At 57.5% G+C, this 17556-nt stretch carries 15 protein-coding genes and 1 tRNA gene; 1 reads left to right on the top strand and 15 read right to left on the bottom strand.

Annotated elements, in window-relative coordinates; genetic code table 11:
- Positions 1–226, top strand: a 226-nt coding sequence (locus tag LC059_RS17370; RefSeq protein ID WP_226705138.1) for a hypothetical protein, incomplete at its 5' end; no start/stop codon positions are given.
- A 201-nt stretch (positions 227–427) separates the two neighbouring features.
- Here LC059_RS17370 and LC059_RS17365 read toward each other — a convergent pair.
- From LC059_RS17365 to LC059_RS17295, 15 genes are all read right to left on the bottom strand, one after another.
- Positions 428–517 (bottom strand) — tRNA-Ser (locus LC059_RS17365).
- Positions 518–728: 211 nt separating this feature from the next.
- On the bottom strand, positions 729–923 hold the full coding sequence (gene csrA, locus LC059_RS17360) for a carbon storage regulator CsrA (protein WP_226705137.1): 195 nt from the start codon (positions 921–923) through the stop codon (positions 729–731).
- A 215-nt stretch (positions 924–1138) separates the two neighbouring features.
- Positions 1139–2377 (bottom strand): aspartate kinase, encoded by a 1239-nt coding sequence (locus LC059_RS17355; protein ID WP_226705136.1) that lies wholly within the window; start codon positions 2375–2377, stop codon positions 1139–1141.
- 156 nt (positions 2378–2533) lie between these two features.
- Entirely contained in the window at positions 2534–5146 is a 2613-nt protein-coding gene (gene alaS / locus LC059_RS17350) for an alanine--tRNA ligase (RefSeq protein ID WP_226705135.1), read from the bottom strand.
- A 68-nt stretch (positions 5147–5214) separates the two neighbouring features.
- Positions 5215–5571 (bottom strand): histidine triad nucleotide-binding protein, encoded by a 357-nt coding sequence (locus LC059_RS17345; protein ID WP_226705134.1) that lies wholly within the window; start codon positions 5569–5571, stop codon positions 5215–5217.
- Between the two features lie 66 nt (positions 5572–5637).
- The gene (locus tag LC059_RS17340; RefSeq protein WP_226705141.1) at positions 5638–5826 is read right to left on the bottom strand and encodes a Trm112 family protein; all 189 of its coding nucleotides are present in this window, start codon (positions 5824–5826) and stop codon (positions 5638–5640) included.
- A 164-nt stretch (positions 5827–5990) separates the two neighbouring features.
- Positions 5991–6878 (bottom strand): alpha/beta hydrolase, encoded by an 888-nt coding sequence (locus LC059_RS17335; RefSeq protein WP_226705133.1) that lies wholly within the window; start codon positions 6876–6878, stop codon positions 5991–5993.
- 148 nt (positions 6879–7026) lie between these two features.
- On the bottom strand, positions 7027–8517 hold the full coding sequence (gene glpK, locus LC059_RS17330; RefSeq protein ID WP_226705132.1) for a glycerol kinase GlpK: 1491 nt from the start codon (positions 8515–8517) through the stop codon (positions 7027–7029).
- 76 nt (positions 8518–8593) lie between these two features.
- Positions 8594–9214: a regulatory protein RecX gene (locus LC059_RS17325; protein ID WP_226705131.1), complete on the bottom strand. Its 621-nt coding sequence runs from the start codon at positions 9212–9214 to the stop codon at positions 8594–8596.
- Between the two features lie 2 nt (positions 9215–9216).
- Entirely contained in the window at positions 9217–10245 is a 1029-nt protein-coding gene (recA, locus tag LC059_RS17320) for a recombinase RecA (protein ID WP_226705130.1), read from the bottom strand.
- A 148-nt stretch (positions 10246–10393) separates the two neighbouring features.
- Positions 10394–10909 (bottom strand): CinA family protein, encoded by a 516-nt coding sequence (locus LC059_RS17315; protein WP_226705129.1) that lies wholly within the window; start codon positions 10907–10909, stop codon positions 10394–10396.
- Positions 10910–11000: 91 nt separating this feature from the next.
- Complete coding sequence (locus LC059_RS17310; RefSeq protein ID WP_226705128.1) at positions 11001–11909, bottom strand: MaoC/PaaZ C-terminal domain-containing protein; 909 nt, start codon at positions 11907–11909, stop codon at positions 11001–11003.
- 183 nt (positions 11910–12092) lie between these two features.
- Positions 12093–14288: a prolyl oligopeptidase family serine peptidase gene (locus tag LC059_RS17305; protein ID WP_226705127.1), complete on the bottom strand. Its 2196-nt coding sequence runs from the start codon at positions 14286–14288 to the stop codon at positions 12093–12095.
- A 180-nt stretch (positions 14289–14468) separates the two neighbouring features.
- Entirely contained in the window at positions 14469–15839 is a 1371-nt protein-coding gene (locus LC059_RS17300) for an SLC13 family permease (RefSeq protein WP_226705126.1), read from the bottom strand.
- Positions 15836–17368: a hypothetical protein gene (locus LC059_RS17295; RefSeq protein WP_226705125.1), complete on the bottom strand. Its 1533-nt coding sequence runs from the start codon at positions 17366–17368 to the stop codon at positions 15836–15838. Before LC059_RS17295 ends, LC059_RS17300 begins: the two co-directional genes overlap by 4 nt.
- Between the last annotated feature and the right edge of the window lie 188 nt (positions 17369–17556).

Genomic DNA, 17556 nt, shown 5'->3' with positions numbered 1-17556 from the left:
GCTCGGCCCTCACTGTGGGATGCGCATTTTACACATCCAATCTGCTGAAGCAAGTGCTTTTTTGCAGACTTTCTTGAAGCTCGAAACCGTTACAAATCAACGCTTTCCGATGCTTCGGTTACCCTTGGGTAACCCCGAGAAGGACGCGCATTATATGGCGCCGATCTCGCTTGGCAAGCTCTTTCTGAAATTCTTTTTAGGAGCAAAACCCACTAAAAATCAATAACTTAGCTTACCTCCTCGCCGCGTTTTGCGTTGCCGCTCAAGCAGCGAGGGCGCGAACTATACGGAGCATCTCGAAGGCAAGCAAGCAGTTTTTTCAAACTTTTTTACCGCCGTGGCTAGATGCCGCTGCCGCAAGAGTAGAAGACAAATCTCTGTGCTCTACCCATAAAAAAACACCCTCAACTGAGAGTGTTTTTAAAGATGGCGGTGAGGGAGGGATTCGAACCCTCGATGAGTTTAACCCCATACGCCCTTAGCAGGGGCGCGCCTTCAGCCACTCGGCCACCTCACCGTAACTTTTTCACCCCGAGCTGCTTTAAAGCTTCAGGGCAACAGCAACTTTTGACACTTGGTCTTGGCTGCTGAAAGTGAGCGGCATCATACCAACGGCGAGGTAAAAATCAATGGGGAATCAATAACTTTTTGCGTTTTCTTGAGGATCGTCTACAAATCATACAGGCACAAAAAAAGGCCGCGATGCGGCCCTTTCTGATCGGCTACTGTCAGTCTGCACTTCCGTCATCGGAGGACTGCTTCTCGCGCTGAATGCGCTGGTAGATCTCCTCGCGGTGAACCGCAACTTCCTTCGGTGCATTGACCCCGATTCGTACCTGGTTGCCTTTCACACCCAATACGGTAACCGTCACATTGTCACCAACCATCAGTGTTTCACCGATACGGCGGGTTAAAATCAACATTACCTACTTCTCCTTGATCATCCTGTGATTTGGCACGACCGGTTATCCCTGGCGCGCGCCTTGAGTCATAATAACCCGAGAACGCTTCAAACCGGGAATCTTGTCCGTCACTTTATTCAGTATCGTCCAGACGCTGAAAATCTCAATAGGTCGGACCACACGCCACACAACCGAATCGCTATGATTGCTGGTCGCATCCATCACTCTGGTTATAGCTACTCTGCGGCCTTGGGTTCAGATAGCTCAAATGCACTGTGTAGAGCACGCACCGCCAGCTCCAGGTAGCGCTCGTCGATAATCACGGAAATCTTGATTTCAGAGGTGGTGATCATCTGAATGTTGATGTTGTCTTCACCCAGTGCCTCGAACATACGCGATGCCACATTGGCATGGGACCGCATACCTACACCGACAATCGATACCTTGGCTATCTTGTCGTCAGACACCACTTCCCGCGCACCCAGCTCTTCCGCCACACGCTCGAGAACTCCGCGCGCCTTGCTGAGGTCATTGCGGTGCACAGTGAATGTGAAGTCTGTAGTGCCGTCGATTGCACTGATGTTCTGAACGATTACATCGACTTCGATGTTTTCTGCGCCAACGGGGGCCAGAATGCGACAGGCAACACCGGGAGTGTCCGGCACGCCGCGAATTGTCAGTTTTGCCTCGTCGCGGTTAAACGCAATGCCGGAGACTACAGGCTGTTCCATCTCGTTGTCTTCCTCATCAAGACTAATCAGTGTGCCGTTGCCCTCTTCAAATGTAGAGAGCACACGCAGAGGCACCTTGTACTTACCGGCGAACTCTACTGCTCGAATCTGCAACACTTTTGAGCCAAGGCTCGCCATCTCGAGCATTTCTTCAAAGGTAATACGATCGAGGCGACGGGCACTGTCCACTACACGGGGGTCAGTGGTGTAAACACCGTCTACGTCGGTGTAAATCTGGCACTCGGTGGCATCAAGAGCCGCGGCCAGCGCGACGCCGGTGGTATCGGAGCCTCCGCGACCGAGGGTCGTGATATTTCCGTTGTCATCGACTCCCTGGAAACCTGCCACAACCACCACTTTGCCCGCGTCCAGGTCGCGACGCATACGCTCGACGTCAATGCGCTGGATACGCGCCTTGGTATGAGCATTGTCGGTAAGGATCTTTACCTGACCACCGGTATAGGAGCAGGCGTCATAGCCACGCTTTTTCAGCGCCATACTCAATAGCGCAATGGTGACCTGCTCGCCAGTAGATACCAGCACATCCATCTCCCGGGGATCCGGATGCTCCTGGATCTGACGAGCCAGATCGATCAGGCGATTGGTCTCCCCGCTCATTGCGGACAAGACCACCACCATGTCGTGACCCTGGGCCCTAAAGCCAGCCACCTTGTCGGCAACCGCCTCGATACGCTCGATGGAGCCTACCGAAGTGCCGCCGTATTTCTGCACGAACAAACTCATCGCTCTAGTGTTCCTTACTGCCCTTTTGCGCGCCACCTGACGCGCGCGCGTCGCGCACTACATCACCAAACCAAAGGCAAATCAACTGAAAACACACAAATATCACCGAGATGACGTCGACAGATCATGGTTTGTCGACACATTCGGCTGATGGTTTCACTTGATATTGCTTTTCACCCAGTCAGGGACGTTTTTCAACAGCCCAGGAAGCGCTTCCAGATCTGAACCACCACCCTGGGCCATGTCGGGGCGACCGCCGCCCTTGCCGCCCAGCTCAGCGGCGGCAAAACGCATCAGGTCTCCCGCTGCCAGGCGCTTGGTCAGATCCTTGGTTACCGCAGCGACCAGGGCCACCTTGTCTTCGCCGGGTGCAGCGAGCAAAACGATGCCACTCCCAAGCTTGTTCTTCATCTGATCCGCCAGATCGCGCAAGGACTTGGGATCCGCACCGTCAATGGAGGCCGCTAGTACTTTTACACCTTCAACCTCAACCGCCTGCGCTGTCAGATCGCCACCAGCGCCACTGGCGAGGCGGGTTTTCAGCTGCGCGAGCTCTTTCTCCAGCTTGCGGTTATTGGCCAGCAACTGCTCGACTTTGTCGGCAAGCGTATCCGGGCGCGCTTTCAACACTGCCGCTGCGTGATCAAGTCGCTGTTGTGCCTGATCGAACAGCGCAAGTGCGTGCGCTCCGGTTACCGCTTCGATGCGGCGCTGGCCGGAGGCGATGCCGCTCTCACCCACAATACGTAACAGGCCAATGTCACCGGTGCGGTTGACGTGGGTACCGCCACACAGCTCAACCGAGAAGGCACCGCCATCGGTACGCTCCCCCATGGAGAGAACACGCACGCTATCGCCGTATTTCTCACCAAACAGCGCCATGGCCCCCTTGGCCTTGGCCGTTTCGATATCCGTTTCCTCGGTTTCTACCGGGGTATTCGCGCGAATCTGACTGTTGACCAGCGCCTCGATAGCACGCAACTGCTTGGAAGTTACCGCCTCCGGGTGCGAGAAGTCGAAACGCAGGCGCTCGGAATCCACCAGTGACCCCTTCTGGGTTACATGCTCGCCAAGCACTTTGCGCAGGGCCGCATGCAGCAGGTGGGTTGCCGAGTGGTTCAGTGCGGTGGACTGACGCACATCGCCGGCGACTTGCGCTTCCACTTCGTCACCTACGGAAACGCTGCCCGACAGCAGTTTGCCCTGATGCAAATGGTGATCACCAAGCTTCACACAGTCGGTCACCTCAAAGCGGCCACTACCAGCCTGAAGATATCCGCTGTCGCCTACCTGGCCACCGGATTCCGCGTAAAACGGTGTGCGATCCAATACCACATCACCGGCTTCACCCTCTTCCAGGGTTTGCACCTGCTCGCCATCTTTAACGATAGCCACCACCTTGCCGGTGGCTTCAGTGCAGGCGTAGCCAAGAAATTCCGTGCTGCCCTGGAGGTCGATATTGCCGGTGTAGTCCTGTTTAAACTTGCCGGCGGCGCGGGCGCGTTCGCGCTGCGCATTCATGGCCTCTTCGTAACCTGCCATATCCAGAGTGAGCCCGCGCTCGCGGGCAATATCCTGAGTCAGGTCGGTGGGGAAGCCGTAAGTGTCGTGGAGGGTAAACACCAGCTCGCCCGGCACTTCGGTTCCCTCAAGGGAAGCCAGCGCGTCATCCAGCAGCGCCAGCCCCTTATCCAGAGTTTTCGCAAACTGCTCTTCTTCTTTGCGCAGGGCGTTTTCGATAATGGACTGTTTCTCGCGCAGCTCCGGGTAAGCATCACCCATCTGCTCTACCAGTGCAGCAACCAGCTTGTGGAAGAAAATCTCCTTGTGCCCCAGCTTGTGACCGTGGCGCACTGCACGGCGAATAATCCGGCGCAGTACGAACCCACGCCCTTCATTGGACGGCATCACGCCGTCGGCGATCAGGAAGGAGCAGGAGCGAATATGATCGGCAATCACACGGAGGGATTTCTCCTCGGTGTCGTCGCAGCCGACAATCTCGCCCGCGGACTTGAGCAGCGCCTGGAACAGGTCGATCTCGTAGTTGGAGTGCACTCCCTGCATCACCGCAGCAATACGCTCCAGCCCCATACCGGTATCTACCGAGGGTTTGGGCAGCGGGTGCAGTTCGCCATCTGCAGAGCGTTCAAACTGCATGAATACCAGGTTCCAGATCTCGATATAGCGGTCGAGGTCGTCATTCTCGGAACCGGGAGGACCGCCGGGCACGTCTTCGCCGTGATCGTAGAAAATCTCCGAGCTGGGACCACAGGGGCCTGTATCTCCCATCTGCCAGAAATTGTCTTCGTCCAAACGAGAGAACCGATCGGCACTGACGCCCATCTCTTTCAGCCAGATATCCGCGGCCTCATCGTCACTGATATGAACAGTTACCCACAGGCGCTCCGGCGGCAACTGCAGAACCTCGGTCAGGAACTGCCACGCAAACTGAATAGCCTCGCGCTTGAAGTAGTCACCAAAGCTGAAGTTGCCCAGCATCTCGAAAAACGTGTGGTGGCGCGCGGTATAACCGACATTTTCCAGGTCGTTGTGTTTGCCACCGGCACGCACACAGCGCTGTGAACTGGTGGCACGCACATATGGGCGCGACTCCTGGCCGAGGAAGGTGTCCTTGAACTGCACCATCCCGGCGTTGGTGAACAACAGCGTGGGGTCATTCCCCGGCACCAGCGAACTGGAGGCGACACGGGTGTGCCCCTGCTCGGCAAAATAATTGAGAAATGCTTCGCGTATCTGTGCGCTCTTCATTCAGCCAACTTCCACATCATCAGAAAAAATTTGTGTCGGCGCACAGACTGCGCCGCCAATGTTCAGCCCTACAGGTCTTCGGCAAGGCCAGCTTCGGGCATCTCGCGCTGGGCCAGTAAATGGATATGCAGATGAAATACGGTTTGCCCCGCTTCGCGGCCGTTGTTGACCACCAGGCGAAAGCCCGCTTCCAGGTTCAGGCGTCGCGCCATCTCCGAAGCCACCCACATCAGGTGCCCCAACAATGGCACGTCGCCCTCCTCCGCATCCGCCAGATTGACCAGCGGTTTACGAGGAATGATTAACAGGTGGGTGGGCGCCTTCGGCGCGCGGTCCTCGATGACAATACACTGGTCATCTTCATAAAGGAGCCGACTTGGCACCTCGCCATCCATGATCCGCGTGAAAACACTGCGCTCTTCCATAGTCGCCTCCTGCGATCAGCCACCACCGGACATCACTATTGCCCCCGGGCAACGCTTGTCCGAGGGTTACTTTTCCAGCTTCTCGTCTACCGTCAGCTGCCGCGCCTCCGACTCCAGCATCACAGGAATGCCATCGCGCACCGGGTACGCCAGACCACTGGCCTTGCAAACCAGCTCCTGAGACTCTTCGCGATACTCCAACGGCGCCTTGCTGACCGGACAGACCAGCAGACTCAGTAGTTTTTTGTCCATGATTCACTCTGCATAAGCCCACAGCCCGTGACGACTGGGCTGCGGGTCAAAAATGACCGCGTATGGTACAACGCTTTTTAGGGGTTTTCACGGCCGACGGGAGAAATCCCGGCGCGGGAGGCCAGAGACTGTGGTGGTGTTAGACCAGTACGGGAAAAAGCCGGCAATCAGGCACCGGCACCAAGCCGCTGAGGCGGAGACTGCTGAGTGGATACCGGGGTGTACAGGCGCAAATGCTCTAGCAACGCGGCCAGTGCCTCCTCCCCCGAGCCAGGTTCGTTCAGTATCTCGTGGTAGGCCCCCGCAAAAGTACGCAGTTGATGGTGCTCCCCCTGCAGCCGATCATGCCACTGATGAGTGACGGCAGGGTCCACCAGGCGATCCCCTTCCGGCAGCAGGGTCAGGGTCGGAAACGCAATTGTTTGCGGGTGCGCCAGTAATTGCTCACGGGCCTCCCGATACCCCAGGAACCAGCGCGGCGTTACCCGGTTGTGCACCAGATCGTCGGCGCAGTACTCGCGAACAATGTCCGGATCACGGCTGATCGCCTCAGTCTGCAGCCGGTTGGACAAAGAAAGGCCGGGGCAAACCCGCGCCAGCAACCGGATCAGAGACACCTCGAAAGCGCCCGGCTCATTACTACCGGCAAACGCGGGCGCAGACAGAATCAGGCTATCTACTGCCGCCCCCTCCTCGTCGGATACCCCCTCCTCGTCAGACACCAGCGCATCGCAGGCGATGACCGCCCCCATACTGTGCCCAAGTAGATGAAGCCCCAGGCCCGGGTTCTCGTGGTGCACTGCACGGATAAATTGGCAAAGATCTGATGAATAGCAGGAGAAATGTTCGATATCGCCCCTGCGTCCAGGGGACTGGCCGTGACCAAAATGATCCAGCGCGTAGACGCTGTACCCGTGCGCGTTGAGCTCGCGGGCAATGGCTCGGTAGCGGCCACTGTGCTCTCCCAGACCGTGGGAAACCACAACCACGGCCAGGGCGTTTTCAACCCACCAGCGTCGGTAGTGCAAACGAAAACCGCGTGACTCGAAATACATGGCACTCTCCTGATTCTTATGATTATTCGAGGATATTGCCACCCCGATACTCTCGGAGCATTACCGGCGGAGTATTACCGGCCTGATACTGGGTAATTTGTACAACGAATTGCGCTCTCCCGCCAGCGACTTTCCCGCCCGCAAGATTTTACTGGGCCTCCCGGAAGGTTCGGCAGGACGCCACAGCGCGCGTCCACCCTTCCAGTAGCTCCCGGCGTTGCAGCTCGCCCATCTGCGGCAGGAAGTCCTGCTCTACGTCCACCAGCGACTCCGGCAGGCCGTCGCACTGCCACACGCCCGCGCCAAGACCCGCCAATAATGCCGCGCCCACTGCGGTGGTTTCTATCTGGCGCGGACGTTCCACCCGCAAGCGGGAAATGTCCGCCTGGAACTGCATCAGGAAACCATTCGCGCTGGCGCCGCCATCCACCCGCAGACACTGCAGTTCCATGCCCAGCGCCTGTGCCATCAGCTGGGCGAGCTCGTGACTCTGAAAGGCAATGGATTCCAGGGTAGCGCGCACGATCTCCGCACGCCCCGCACCGCGGGTAAGACCGAAGATGGAACCGCGGGCTACGGCATCCCAGTGCGGCGCGCCCAATCCACTGAAAGCCGGCACCAGATAAACACCACGGGTGTCCGGAATACTCTGTGCAATCTGCTCGGTTTCTGCTGCCTGCTGGATCACGCCGAGATCATCCCGCAACCACTGCACGGCGGCGCCGCCATTAAACACGGAACCCTCGATCGCAAACTGGGGCTGACCTGCAGCATCACAGGCCACGGTGGTGAGCAGCCCCTCTGGAACCAGCGGCCGCGAGGAACCCGCGCAGGCGAGCATGAAGCAACCGGTCCCATAGGTGTTTTTAAGGCTGCCGGGCGCAACACAGCCCTGACCGAATAGCGCGGCCTGCTGGTCGCCGGCGACGCCGGTAATCGGTACTTGAGCGCCGAGAAACGCTGCGGGGTCGGTGGTTGCGAAGTAACCCGCGGAGGGGCGAATTTCCGGCAAAATCGAGGGTGGGCAGTCAAACAGCTTTAATAGCTCGCTGTCCCATTGGCGCCGGTCCAGGTCATACAACAGGGTTCTGCTGGCATTGCTGTGGTCAGTGAGGTGGGCTTTACCGCCGGTCAACTGCCAGATTAGCCAGCTGTCGATGGTGCCAAAACAGAGATCGCCAGCCACCGCCCGGCGATACAGGTCCGGCGACTGTCGGAAGATCCACCGTAGTTTGCTGGCCGAGAAATAGGCATCAAGCAGCAAACCGGTCTTTGCCCTCACCATGGACTCGGCACCAGCCTCGCGCAACTCGCTACAGATTCCTGCAGAGCGGCGGCACTGCCAGACGATGGCCCGGTGCACCGGTTTCCCGGTATGGCGATCCCACAGCACGGTGGTTTCCCGCTGGTTGGTGATGCCCAGCGCCGTCAGATCCCGAGCTTCTATACCGGCGCGCTGTAATGCAGCGGCGCACACCTTGAGTGTGACCTGCCAGATTTCCTCCGCATCGTGCTCAACCCAGCCGGGACGGGGATAATACTGGGGAAATTCGGAATAACTGCGACCGCGCAAGCGGCCTTCGGTATCAAAGACAAACGCCGTGGTACCCGTTGTACCCTGGTCGATAGAGAGAATCATCGCGGCTCACTTTTCGTTATTGTCCGCTTTATTTGAAAGCGCAGACCGATTACTCATCTGCCAGTATATACGCTCTCTAGAACCCCGTATCGACCCCGGATTCTGCACCACCACTGGCATCCAGCTCGGCAATGGCGAATTGGATGGCATCACTGAAAAAGCCCCGGTATGCCAGGTATCGCTGGCGACGGGCACGCTCTTTTGCCTGCTGCAGGCGATCCTGTGCGGGATCTATGGGGCGCCGGAATTTGCGCTGCAACTGCTCCAGGGCCAACTCGAACCAGTCCACCTCTTGCTGCAATTGGTCCATCGCCGCCTGCGCCAGAGCGGTGTGGATACCGCGCAACTGCAACTCCTGCCGAATACGCAGTGGCCCCTGCCCCCGCTGCACCCGGGAGCGGCAAAACACCTCGGCGAATCGCTGGTCGGACTGATAGTTAAGCTCCTGCAGGCGCAGTAGCACAGCATCAAAATCACCAAGAGGGTGCTTCTTGCCAAGCTTCTGGCGCAATTCGTGACAAGAGTGCTCGCGGCGGGAGAGGAGCTCCATCGCGTGACTGAACATCAGCTGGAAGGCTTCTGAAGATTCCGCGGATGCTTGGGGAATCTCAGGCGAGTCGGAGAGGGGAGCGGACTCAGGAAAGGAGCCCGACAGCCAGGAAGACTGACTGCCGGATTTGTCATCAGGGAAAGACAAGATCAGTCTTCCGCAGCTTCCACTTCTTCAGGCTGCGCCACGACATCCCCCAGAAGCTGAGCGCGCAGCTGGGATTCGATATCGTCGCGAATATCGGTATTTTCCTTGAGGAACTTGACCGCGTTGGCCTTGCCCTGGCCGATCTTGTCGCCCTTGTAGCTGTACCAGGCGCCGGCCTTGTCTATCAGGCCCATCTTCACACCGTAATCGATGATCTCGCCCAGCAGGTTGATACCTGCTCCGTACATGATCTGGAACTCAGTCTGCTTGAACGGCGGCGCCACCTTGTTCTTCACCACCTTGACCCGGGTCTCGTTACCGACCACTTCATCGCCCTCTTTCACAGAGCCGATGCGGCGGATGTCCAGGCGCACAGAGGAGTAGAACTTGAGCGCGTTACCGCCAGTGGTGGTTTCCGGGGAGCCGAACATCACACCGATCTTCATACGGATCTGGTTGATGAACACACACAGGGTGTTGGTATTTTTGATGTTACCGGTCAGTTTACGCAGCGCCTGGGACATCAGTCGCGCCTGCAGGCCAACGTGGGAATCCCCCATCTCGCCTTCGATCTCGGCGCGCGGCGTCAGTGCGGCTACGGAGTCCACAACCAGCACATCCACGGCACCGGAGCGCACCAGCATATCCGCCACTTCCAGCGCCTGCTCGCCGGTATCCGGCTGGGAAACGATCAGCTCATCGACATTCACGCCCAGCTTCTCGGCGTAGATCGGGTCCAGCGCGTGCTCCGCATCCACGAACGCACAGGTGCCGCCCTTGCGCTGGGCTTCGGCGATCACCTGCAGGGTCAGGGTGGTTTTACCGGAGGATTCAGGGCCGTAAATCTCAACAATACGTCCACGGGGAAGACCGCCAATACCCAGCGCTACGTCCAGGCCCAGAGAACCGGTGGAGATTGCGGGGATACGAACGCGCTCCTTATCCCCCATGCGCATGACGGTGCCCTTGCCGAACTGGCGCTCGATCTGTGACAGCGCCGCCTGTAAAGCCTTGTCTTTGTTGGAATCCATGACCCTTCCCATGTACTTGAAGATTGGTTATGGGAGGGAGCTTAGAGAAAAATTACTGTATAAGCAACCAGTAATCCGGAATTGATGGTCGGTACCAGGAAGATCTCCCGGTGACCACATTTGATAAGTCCAGGGCCTGCAGGCCGACTCAGTCCTTGCAGTGAGACTCGGCTATCTGGAGCATCCCCTTGAGGGCCTCCTTCACAGCCTGGGACTGAATCTGAGCGCGGTTGCCATCAAGGTGCAGCAGGCGCGCATCGGCCTGCACCGGTTCCTGCCCTTCACCGTGCGCCCAGCCAATCCACACTGTACCCACCGGTTTTTCGTCACTGCCGCCGTCGGGCCCGGCAATACCGCTCACCGCGACCGAAAGATTGGCGTCCAGACGGTTGAGCACCCCCACAGCCATCTGACGCACTACCGCTTCACTGACCGCACCAAACTCATCCAGGTCGCGCTGGTCCACGCCGAGTAAATCACGCTTGATGCGATTCGAATAGGACACCACAGAGCCATCAAACCAGGCAGAGGCACCCGATACCGAAGTGATGGCCGCGGCAATGGCGCCGCCGGTGCAGGACTCCGCAACTGTGGCCTTCCACCCAAGGCGCTGAAGAACCTCACCAAGCTTTGCCGCCAGCTGCTGATTTTCTGAATCCACCATTTACCCTTTTTATCCTTTACCCTTTTTGTCTTGCCCTTTGCCCAGCCCGCCAGCGGGGCCCGCATCGGCAGCAAGTCCATTTTCCGAGAGGTTAGAGAGGCTCGATCCCCCCGGTCAAATGTGCACGTTTTCCGGCACCATCGACCAGACTGAATCGCAATCCGCATTCAATCGAGTGAAACTGCAAAGCTACCTGGGAGGGCAACAATACCGGTTTCTTGAACTCGACGTTGAACTCAAATCCGGCAGACAGCGGAGCTTCTGGCACAGCGGCCGCCAGTGAGGCGAGGCAGTGGGCCTTCAACCACATACCATGGGCAATGGCGCGCGGGAAACCAAACAGCTTGGCAGTAGAAGCGAAAAGGTGGATTGGATTCCTGTCCCCGGACACCCGCGCATAGCGCCGCCCAATATCCGCGGGAAGTTGCCACTCCATGGAGCGGGCATTGCCAGCCTGTACAGACTCAACTACTTCGCGCGCCCGCGCACGCTGTTCTGAAACCCCCGCTCCTTCCGGCTTCCTCTGCCGGGTACGACTCAATAGCGTGCTCACACATTCCCACACCAGCTCACCCGCCACCGTTACCCGCGTGACCAGGTCAAACTCGTAGCCGCGTTTTACCGGTACCGGCGCGAGAAGTTCGCAGTGAATATCCAGCAACTCATGCTCCGCCAACGCACGATACTGGCGAATACGATTGCGCACGTGCACCACGCCCAACACCGGAAACGGGAACGCCTTGGACACCAGCAGGTTCAGCTGCAACGGCATAGCGAGCACAAACGGATAGGTGGCCGGCACAGCAGCAGCGGATTCAAAACCACAAACGGTTCGATACTCGCGTAAATGATCGGGGTCTATGGATTGCCGCTGCAGAATGACGGTAGCGAGGACTGACTCCCGCTTTTCGGTCAGCTGCCCGGGTTTGCGTGCAGTGAGTGCACGGAAATAAAGCGGCAGTACCGAGGGGCGCGTGTTGAGTTGAATCTGTAGTGGCATGGGTCTGCTTTCTGCGCAGGGCGCAGTATTAAATCTGGGCATGGAAGTGATTGACTCCGCATCATATGTCGAATCGAGGATCAAAAGGTACCCCGGGGTCCATTGTGGCGGGACTTGATGCCGTAAAAATGACAAAACCCGGCGAAAGCCGGGTTTTGCATGTTCAATCCGAACAGTGAGAAATCAACTGCCGGGAAGTTCAGCCACCCCCATGTTGAACAGGGTGAAGCCGAAAATATCCGCATATTGCTCAATGGTTTTCGATACCGGCGTACCAGCACCGTGACCAGCATTGGTCTCAATGCGGATCAGTGTAGGCGCAATACCCTGGTGCTTGTCCTGAAGCTCGGCGGCAAACTTGAAGGAGTGTGCCGGCACCACGCGATCGTCGTGATCGGCAGTAGTGACCAGAGTGGCTGGATAGTTCACACCTGCTTTCACATTGTGGACCGGGGAGTAGCCTTTCAGGTACTCGAACATTTCCTCGCTCTGCTCGGCGGTGCCATAGTCATAGGCCCAACCTGCACCGGCGGTAAAGGTGTGATAACGCAGCATATCCATCACGCCCACCGCAGGCAGTGCCACTTTCACCAGGTCCGGGCGCTGGGTCATCACCGCACCGACCAGCAGGCCACCATTAGAGCCGCCGCGAATAGCCAGGTAATCGTTCGAGGTGTAGCCCTGGTCGATCAGGTATTCACCGGCGGCAATAAAGTCGTCGAATACATTCTGCTTCTGCAGCTTGGTGCCCGCATCGTGCCAGCGTTTGCCGTACTCACCACCGCCGCGCAAATTGGGAACCGCGTACACGCCGCCCAGCTCCAGCCATACCGCATTGGCAATACTGAACGAAGGCGTCAGGCTGACATTGAAACCACCATAGCCGTATAGGATCGTCGGGTTTTTACCGTTGAGCTCCAGACCCATCTTGTAGGTGATCATCATCGGCACCTTGGTGCCATCTTTGGAAGAGAAGAACACCTGCTTTGATTCGTACGCTGCCGGATCAAACTGGGCACCGGACTCGCGATACACGTCAGAAGCCCCATTTTCCACATCAAACGCGAAAATGGTGGACGGAGTTTTGTAGTTGGTGAAGGAGTAGTAGAGGGTTTTATCCTCGCGCTTGCCGCTGGGAGAAGAAACACTACCCGGACCCGGCAGGGAAATCTCTCGCACACGCTTGCCGTTGTAATCGTACTGATACACGCGGGACAGGGCGTCCACCATGTATTCCGCAAAGAAGTAGCCACCACCGGTGGAGGCAGTCAGCACGTTATCGGTTTCCGCGATAAAGTCCTGCCAGTTTTCCGGGGCGGGATCCGTAGCATCAACGGTAACCACTTTTTTGTTTGGTGCATCGCGGTTGGTAACCAGGAACAGCTTGCTGCCCTGATTGTCGATCACGTAAGTATCGGAATCAAAGTCACCCAGCACCTGCAACAGCGGTGCATCGGGTTTGGTGAGATCGCGGATAAACAGGTCATTACCGGAAGTAGACGTCGCACCGGAGATCACCAGGTAACGGTCGTCTTCGGTGACATAGCCGGAAACGTAGCGGCGCTTCTGTTCGTCAGTACCACCGAATACCAGGGTGTCTTTGGACTGGGGCTGCCCCAGTTCGTGGTAGTACAGCTTGTGCTGGTCGGTCTTCGCGGACAGTTCGCTGCCTTCTGGCTTGTCATAACTGGAATAGTAGAAACCTTCGTTACCCTTCCAGGAAATACCGGAGAACTTCACATCCACCAGCGCTTCTTCAAGAAGCTCTTTGGACTCCGCATCGATCACATAGATTTTGCGCCAGTCACTGCCGCCCTCGGAAACAGAGTACGCCGCGATGGAGCCATCTTTGGAGAACTTCAGTGTAGCCAGAGACGTGGTGCCGTCTTCACTAAACGTATTCGGGTCGAGGAAAATTTCTGCTTCACCGTCGCCTTTCTTACGCCAAACCACATACTGATTCTGCAAGCCATCGTTGCGGTAAAAATAGGTATAGTCACCTTCTTTAAAGGGCGAGCCCACTTTCTCGTAGTTCCACAGCTTTTCCAGGCGCTGCTTCAGGTCATCGCGGTATGGGATCTGGTCCAGATAGCTGAAGGTCACCTTGTTCTGGGCCTTGACCCAGGCTTCGGTTTCCTCGCTGCGGTCGTCTTCCAGCCAGCGGTAGGGATCCGCCACCTGGGTGCCAAAGTAGCTGTCAACGACATCGTCTTTGCGGGTTTGCGGATAGGCGAGCGAGGCCTTCTCTCCAGTCGGGTTCTGGGCTTCGGCGTGAGCGTCACTCATTTTCTGAGTTACCTTCTGTTCGGCTACATCCGGAGATTCGCCCGAGCAGGCAGCGAGCACACCAGCCACCGCCAGTATGGATAATTTTTTCATTATTAAGTATTCCTCCGGGGTTCATCTGAAACCGTCTAGGAAACCCAATTCACCGGGCGAGATCAAGAACAAGGGCTAGCGCGCGATTTTGCAGAGTAATAATGCGCAAAAACATCAACGATCAGATGGATACACTGATGCATAGCGTATTTTCAGCAGCATAAACCCTGCGACTTCACCTTAAACGAGCATCACCCAGCACACACCGGCAATGATCAGGGAGGCAAGCACACTCAGCACGGCCCCTTCCCGCACCATTTCCTGGATCCGTACCTTGCCGGTACCGTAGGCGATCGCATTGGGTGCGGTGGCCACCGGCAGCATGAACGCACAGCTGGCACACATGGCTGCCGGGATCATCAATACCATGGGATCAAATCCGGCACTGGTCGCAACCACCGCGAGGATTGGCATCAACAGAGTGGCGGTAGCGGTATTGCTGGTAATTTCCGTAAGGAAGGTGACCGACAGGCACAACAACACCAGCATCAACCACAAGGGCATGGCCGTCAGGAACCTGAGCCCCTCCCCCATCATGTCGCTGAGCCCCGATGCAGTGAACCCCTTGGCGATGGCGATACCACCGGCAAACAGCAGCAACATGCCCCAGGGAATACTCTCGGCAGTTTGCCAGTCCAGCAAGCGCCCACCCTTGCCGTTGGGAACAAGGAACATCAATACCACCGCACCCAGTGCCACTGTACTGTCCCCGGCCGCGTCGACACCCAGGAGTTCGCTCCAGCCACCGAAGGGTTCGTTGCGGGTAACCCAGAACAGGATGGCCACTCCAAACACCAGCAGTGTGCGCACTTCCTCTGGCCGCCACTCGCCAACTACAGGCGCCTCGAGAGATTTGTGCAGGTGAATACCCCGGGTCAACCAAAGTGCCATGATGGGCAGGGTAATCAGCACCACCGGCAAGCCGATTTTCATCCAGCTGAGGAAGCTGAATTCCCGTCCAGTGACTTCCTCATAGATCCCCATAAAAATGACATTGGGCGGCGTGCCCAGTGGACTGCCGACACCGCCGAGACTGGCGGCGTAGGCAATTCCCAGAACCAGCGCAATCGTCAGCCGGTGGTTGTCTGCCCGCGAAAGAATCGCCAGGGCAATGGGCAACATCATCAGGGTGGTCGCGGTATTGGAGATCCACATACTCAACAGACCGGCCGCCAGCATAAACCCGAGCACCAGGCGCCGACCGCTGGAAATGCCCACCACTTTGAGCATGTACAGTGCCAGCCGCTCGTGCGCCCCGCTTTTCTCCAGCGCCTTGGACAACATAAAGGCGCCCATCAGCAGCAAAATTACATGGCTGCCAAGGGAAGAGGCCACCAGCTTGTGGTCTGTTACTCCAAACAACGGCAGCAGCACGAAAGGCACAATCGACGTTGCGGGGATAGGCAGCGCCTCGGTAATCCACCAGATTACCGTCAGAAAGGTGATCGCCGCAGTAACCGCGGGCAAATATGCCATCCCCAGCGTTGTCAGCAGAAAATAAAACCCGGCAGCCAGAACGGGGCCCAGGGGAATAAACAGTTGTTTGGTCATGATGATTTTTCGTTATTTTTCGATCGCAAAAGCAATTGTCGGCTTTCCCAGTCCACCGCCGGTTCGCCGCGCTCGTTTCGCCCACTGATATTCCAGCACACCACGTCTACAGCAACCCCGGCGTCCGCACGGGTGAAATTGAGTGTGACGAAATTGTTGTTGCTGATAACGGCGCGCTTGTGCGGCCGTGTAGTCCCGGCCTTCAGGTATTCCACCTCCGCAGCAATACCCTCTGCCGGCCTGTCGGGAAACAAAACCGGGTCCTGATTTGCCGCCGCGGCCGCACTGGGCAGGCACGACAGCGGTGATGAGACAACTTCCACCACCTGCTTGCCATTCAGGTTAAACCGGGCAAGCCGACTGAAGTGGACATCGCCGGCCACAATCACAATATCCTGAGGGCAGTCATTCAGCGCCCGCACCAGCAACTCGTACTGCCCGGTATCTGCCAGGGTATGGTCTCCCAGCCCCAGCCTGACCATAAGCGCGCGGACGCCGCGAGATTGCCAGCGAGTCAGTATTGGAGCGGGAAGCACCAGCACGCCGGGGTTACGCAATTCTCGCAGCCAGCGCTGCAAGCGCTCCATGGTGGCATCATCGGTAAACTGACTGTCACGCCCGCGGCCCCGCTGCAAGCGGGTATCCAGAATGAAAACACTCAGGTCCTGGCCGATATCGAACACGCCGGAAGTTTTGCCGCACGGCAACTGGTAGGCATCGAACAGCTTGCGAGCACATTCCCTCCAGATATCGCGCACTTTTCCCGACCACAGTGCGGGCAGGAATCCGGGCGGATTGGGGTAGTCGTTCCAGAACTCATGGTCTCCGGCAAGAAAATAGTGCTGGCCGCGGCTGAGTAATGTACGCAGTCCACCGCTCCAGGTTTCCCGATATTCCCGGCTAAAGATCCGGTTGAGCAGGCGGCGGATCTTCGCGGGTGCACGAAACAGCAGTGGAGAAAAATTGGCGCTGCTGAAACCCGGAGTAAAAATCAATCCGCGGTTGGAGAAAGCCGTATCCAGGTAGACCTGATCACCTCCCAGTACAGAAACATCCGGCCGGTATTCTGCCGGCAGCCCGTCAAACGCTTCCGCCAGCGCGCCATGGTCCGTGTGGCGATAAAAACAGGTGCCAAACCAGAGGTTGAATCCCTTACCCAGTGAGCCCGGCTTGCCGCGGCACCATGCCTCCGCCAGCAACGAGGCACCGCCGCATTCTTCACTTTCCCACCGCCAGAGCGACAGGCGGTAGTGGCACCCCGGTGCAGTAGGTATGGATAACAGTGTAAAACGAAGCCCCTCGGCGCGGCGATCCAGTTGCAAGGGAATATCCCGGCAGGAGGTTTCAGAGACTGGGGGTATGTTCTCTCCGTTATCCGGTGCAATCGGTTCACAGCGCAGCCACAGGCGCTCTATGGGCTCGTCGACGTGGGCCCCGATCCAAACCTGCGATGCGGCACCCTGCTCATAGCCATGGGGCACCAGCATAAAGTGGTTACTTACCGACCCACTCTTTTGCAGATTTTCCATTGCCTCTGTAAGCGGTATTGCGATACCTGCTGCGTCCATCCCCTGACACCCTTGCCTTATTCATTCTTACTTTTTGCTTTTCTTTCGCGAAACCTGCGCTGGCGCCAGCCTCCGAACGGCGAATATGGTCGCAGAATAACACCAGAGGTCAATATTGCCCGTCCGTGCGATACACTAATCGCCGAAGA

The organism is Microbulbifer elongatus, from assembly GCF_020524885.1.
In the GTDB taxonomy this organism is placed as follows: domain Bacteria; phylum Pseudomonadota; class Gammaproteobacteria; order Pseudomonadales; family Cellvibrionaceae; genus Microbulbifer; species Microbulbifer elongatus_A.
The sequence above is the reverse complement of the archived record's forward strand: the minus strand, read 5'-3'. Positions and strand labels throughout refer to the sequence as shown.